Origin of the sequence: Actinocrinis sp., assembly GCF_035938995.1 — a bacterium.
Taxonomy (GTDB): domain Bacteria; phylum Actinomycetota; class Actinomycetes; order Streptomycetales; family Catenulisporaceae; genus DASZGI01.
This window is the reverse complement of sequence record NZ_DASZGI010000007.1, coordinates 1-4,875: the sequence shown is the minus strand read 5'-3', so window position 1 is coordinate 4,875 and position 4,875 is coordinate 1. Positions and strand designations below refer to the sequence as shown.

The window sequence follows — 4,875 nt, the reverse complement described above, 5'->3', positions numbered from 1 at the left end:
CTGCAGCTGGGTACCCGGCGTCGTGGACCAGCCCGTGTCGTCGAGGCACTTGTTGGACTGAGGGTTGAGGAGGGACCCGTTCGATTGCGGGATCCACACCTGCGCGCCAGTGTTGTTGCAGTCGTACAGCTCAACCTTCGTACCGTCAGCTGTGCCGGCGCCGTAGACGTCGAGGCACTTGCCGAGGGCGTGCAAGGTGGTGCCGGCCTGGACGAAGGTCCACCGCTGCGCGTTGGTCCCATTGCAGCTGTAGACCTGGACCGGGGTGAAGTCGGCGCTGTTCGCGCCGCGCACGTCGAGGCACAGCCCCTGGTAGCCGGTGACCGCGCTGCCGTCACTCCCGTTGCCACTGCCTGCGTTGCCACCGCTTGCGCTACCACTGCCACTACCAGTGCCGCTGTTGTTCCCGGTGCTGCTTCCAGTGCTGTTTCCGCCGTTGTTGCCCGCGCTGTTCCCGGTGGTGGTGTAGGCCGCCACGTAGTCGACCTGCATGGTTCCGCCGGACGTGGTCGCGCCGGTCGGCGACGTGCATCCGCACTGGCCGTTGGGGAATCCGCCGCCCATGGCCAAATCAAGGATGATCGACAGGTTGTGGTCGAAGGCGGCCTGCCACGTGGCAGTACCGACCTGGGCCTCGGTCACGGTGAAGTACGAATTCCCGTCGAGGTAGTAAGTGATCGACTCGGCGGAGGTATTTGTCCGGTCCAGGATCATCGAGTAGGTGTGGAACCCGAACTGACAGCCACTGCAACCGCGCAAGCCACTACCGATGCCGTTGGGCTCGCCGCACGGGCCGCCCGGGAACACGCCGCAGTGGATGGTTCCGGCAACGTTGGACAGGGAGTTGACATCCTCCATGATGTCGATCTCGCCGTTCTCGGGCCACTGACCCGGTCCGAGCATCCAGAACGCCGGCCAGTAGCCCAGGCCACCGGTGGGCTGCTGGATGTTGGCAGTCACTTCGAGCTTGCCGCCGGCCGGGGCGCCGACGTTGGCGGAGGTGGTCTGCACGCGGCCGGAGGTCCAGCCGCCGTTGTTGAGGGCGGTGATGTCGAGGTTGCCGTTGCCGTCCAGGTGGACGTTGGCGGTGGAGTTGGTCATGGTCTCGATCTCGCCGGTACCGAATGTGGAGCCTGGACCGGTGTCGTACATCCACTGGCCGTCGATCCCACTGCCCGCAGGGCCGTTGAAGTCGTCGGCGAACACCTGCGTCCATCCGGACGGCGGCCCGGGCAGGGCAGCGTTCGCCGGACCGGTGATGGTGAACAGCGCGGCGGTACCGACGATGGCGCCGAGCGCTATCAGCCGGGTCCAACGGCCGCGCGGCAGCAGACGGCGCGAGCGCACCGGAGTACGGCGGCGGTGTCCAGCGGATGAAGGAGGTGCGGAGGCTGCGGGCATGGCGCTGCCCCGCGTCTCATCGATCATGGCAGGGGACCTCTCGCGTGTGGACACTTGAGCCCGGTCGGCGGCGCCGAGCAAACCGGGCATGCACGGACGGATTAAGTCAGTACGTGGCGAGATTCAATTGCAGCCTGGAAGCGTTTCCGGCCGCGTCCGCGTCACTCGCCCGGCTATTTGCGCGGGTGGTCTAGGAGTAGCGGCCCCGGACGAACAGCGTCAACAGAAGAACGTCGCCGACGGCCACCGTTGTGAGCAACTTGAGCCACAGTTAAGACCAAGCCTGGCGGCCGCGATGGCGGCACCGACCCACGACATCCACAGTGTCCGCAGCCGTCCTCCTCATCGAAGGCCCGTTCCTGCTCGACGAAAAGATCGCGGAACTGCTCGAAGCTCAGAGGCAATTCCCCGGCGGGGTAGGGGCGGATAGGTAGTAGGTATTGGTGGGCGGCCTACGGCACGGGGCGGAGGGGGCGGGGTCAGAGGGCGTCGACGGCGCTGACGAGCCAGCCTTGGGGGGTGTTGGTGAGGGTGAGCAGGACTCGGTTCTGGTCGACTTGAGTGCCGTTGACCCTGGTGCTCGTCGTCGACTGGTCGATGAACGCCAGAACGACGACCTGGTCCGGTGAGGCGGAGACGACGGAGACGGCCGGGGCGCCGCCGTCGGCCGGCTTGGCGACGACTGCTTGGACGACGCCTTGGTACTGGAGCGCCGTGGGCTTCACGACGGTCTGGGTCGTCTTTGTGTACTGGTCGCGGAACTCGCCGGTGAGGAGGGCTTCGGCTTTGGCGAAGTCCTGGTCGAGGTGGCGGTAGTCGTAGGAGAAAATCACTGGCGCTGCTTTTTCGGCTGCGGCCATCGCGGCTGTGCGTGCGTCGTCGGTGCGGGTCGCGTCGCGGTATTGGAGGCCGAGGATCGCGCCTGTCACGAGGACGGCCAGAACGGCGACCGCGAGGACGGCCGTGACGATCGCCCTGCGGGTGGTGGAAAGGGGGCGCGGGGCGCGCTTCGGCTTTGGGGATTTGGGTGCGGCCGACGAGGCAGTTGCGGCAGTGGTGAGTTCGGATTCGGATTCGGGTTCGGTCTCGGGCGAGGGCGGGGGCTCGGTGCGCTCGGTGCGCTCGGAGGGCTCGATGCGCTCGGGGGGTTCGACGAGCGTGGTGGTGGAGGCGGAGGAGGGCGGCGTCTCGTCGTCGAGGGCGGGGCCGGGGCGCGGGGAAGGCTGTCCGGCGCGCTTGGCGGCGGCGCGCTGACCGGCGACGGCGCGGGGGTGGCGGGATGTCTGGATGTCGGCGCTGAGCCGGTTGCGGGTGCGGTGCTGAGGCTGAGGCTGCTGCTGCGCGGGTGGCTGTTGCGGCTGCGACTTCGGCTGCGGCTGCAGCTCTCGGGGCTGGGGCTCGCTCACGATCTTTGTTCTCCTTCCGCGCGTCAGCCGACGAATTCGATGTCGGACGTAAGCCAGGTGCCGCCTTGGTCCACCAGGTCCATCTGGAGGCGGTAGTTGCGGACTTGGCCGCCCGGCGCCGCCGTGTTGGCAACCGTGCCGTCCGCGACGACCAGCACGCGCGCGTTCGTCGCGTTCGCGGTGACGACGCCGGCTTGCAGCACCTGGCCGGAGGAGACCGCCTTGTTCGCGGTGACCAGGCTCTTGAGCGTCTGGGTCTGGTCGCTGAACTGCTGCTTGAAGTCGCCGGTCGCGCCCGCGAGCACGTTCTTACTGTCCTGGTCGAAGTTGCGGTAGTCGATCGAGACGAAGTTAAGCGCCTCCTGGCGCGCGGCGGCGAGGATGTCCTGATCGCGTTGCTGCTGAAGGTTCTCCTGGTGGAGGTTGTAGCCGAGCACGCCAACGGCGACCGCCGCGACGACGAGGACGCCCGCCAGCAGCCAGGGCAGGATCCTGAATCTGGTCAGTGCGCGGGCGACGGGGAGGGCGACGGCGCGGATCCGGGCGCGGGCGTCCAGGTTCGGGCGGCTGCCGTCGTGCGGCGCGGTCATGTCCTTACTTGCGGCGGCCGCGTCGTCGGTCAGGTCGGCGAGGGCGGCCTCGTTCATGGTCACGGTCATGCCATCGGGCCGAGGAGCATCCATTGCCACGAGTCCTTCCCGAGAAGAGTCGCTTCGCCGCCGTTCGCGGCGATGGTGATCGGCTGGCCGTCGGGGCCGAGAGCCGCGCCGGTGGCCGGGTCGGTGCCGGTCATCATGGACGAGAGTGCGTACGCCCCACTGTTTTCAGCGGCTGTGGGGCCGCCCGGTGCGGGCACGTTCTGCGCGCCGCGCACGTCGGTGGCGCTGCCGCGGGGGGCGTTGCACTGCACGTCGGTGTTCGGCGCGCGGGGTGACGTGTCCTGAGGCACGCGCTGCACGGTGTCGTAGGTGCACGGGGGCGGGTTGTTCACGTTGAGAACGAGGCCGAAGTGGGCGGTGCCATCGCCAGGAGCGACGGTGTAGCCAGCCGCCACCGCGACAGGGTAGGTCACCAGGATCTGCTCGACGCCGGGCAGACGCGCCTCGACGACCTGGCCGGTGCTGACCAAGTTGCCGAGCAGGACGCCGAGGGTCGGCTGTGTCGTCTCCAGCAGGTTCTGCAGCTGGTTCGCGGCGGTGACGCCGGAGTCGAGCACCGTGCGCAGGTCCGGGTCGCTGTCCCGGATCTGGCCGGTCAGCGCCGCCAGGTCGCGCGAGAAGCCCGCGATCGCGGAGCCCTCGTCGACCTGCGTGCGCAGGATCGTGCCGGACTGCTGGATCAGTGCGGTGGTCTGCGGGAGGTTGTCGTAGGCAGTTTTGATCAGGGCATTGCCAGAGTCGATCAGCCTCTGCAGGTCGGGGCCGGTGCCATTGAACGCGTTTCCGAGCTCGTCGATGGTGATCGTGAGATCGTTCTTGTTCACCGAGTTGACCAGCCGGTCGAGATTGACCATCAGTGTCGTGGTCGGCAGGGGGATACGGGTCTGGGCGCGTGCGATCGTGCTTCCCCCGCTCAGGTAGGGACCGCTGTTCGAGGTGGGTTGCAAGTCGACGTACTGTTCGCCGACGGCTGAGCGGTCGGCCACGACGGCGAGTGCGTTCACCGGGATCTGAGTGCCGTGATTGAGGTTCAGGTCGACCAGCACCCCGTTCGCCTCCAGGTGGATCGCGCCGACCCGGCCGACCGGCACGCCGCGATACGTGACCTCGGCGTTGGTGAAGATGCCGCCGGTCTCGGGGAAGTCGGCGCGCACGGTGTATCCGGGCTCGAACACCTGGTTGCCGAGGCCCACGTAGTCGGCGCCCGCGTATCCGACGCCGAGCACGGTGATCACGCCGAAGGCGAGCAGCTGGATCCGGACGACGCGGCTGATCATGCGGCCATCCCCTCCGTCATCATGGCGGCGAGGTTCGGATCGACCTGCGCCGCGTCGTTCTCGGAGCTGAGGCCGCAGAGGGGCGGGCAGAGGATTCCGCCGCTGCTGGGACTCGGGCTTGGGGAGGGGCCG

At 68.1% G+C, this 4,875-nt stretch carries 4 protein-coding genes; all 4 read right to left on the bottom strand.

The annotated features are described in order from the left end of the window. On the bottom strand, positions 1-1,428 hold a 1,428-nt coding region (locus VGZ32_RS00380; RefSeq protein ID WP_326883703.1), incomplete at its 3' end, for a ricin-type beta-trefoil lectin domain protein. Between the two features lie 452 nt (positions 1,429-1,880). Then, the gene (locus tag VGZ32_RS00375; RefSeq protein ID WP_326883702.1) at positions 1,881-2,807 is read right to left on the bottom strand and encodes a hypothetical protein; all 927 of its coding nucleotides are present in this window, start codon (positions 2,805-2,807) and stop codon (positions 1,881-1,883) included. Between the two features lie 23 nt (positions 2,808-2,830). After that, positions 2,831-3,466: a hypothetical protein gene (locus VGZ32_RS00370; protein ID WP_326883701.1), complete on the bottom strand. Its 636-nt coding sequence runs from the start codon at positions 3,464-3,466 to the stop codon at positions 2,831-2,833. Continuing rightward, the gene (locus VGZ32_RS00365; protein WP_326883700.1) at positions 3,463-4,743 is read right to left on the bottom strand and encodes an MlaD family protein; all 1,281 of its coding nucleotides are present in this window, start codon (positions 4,741-4,743) and stop codon (positions 3,463-3,465) included. Before VGZ32_RS00365 ends, VGZ32_RS00370 begins: the two co-directional genes overlap by 4 nt. Positions 4,744-4,875: the final 132 nt, after the last annotated feature.

Bases quoted from the DNA above. Each gene is read 5' to 3' on its own strand.
- VGZ32_RS00370 (WP_326883701.1), bottom strand. From the start codon at position 3,466: ATGACCGTGACCATGAACGAGGCCGCCCTCGCCGACCTGACCGACGAC.
- VGZ32_RS00365 (WP_326883700.1), bottom strand. From the start codon at position 4,743: ATGATCAGCCGCGTCGTCCGGATCCAGCTGCTCGCCTTCGGCGTGATC.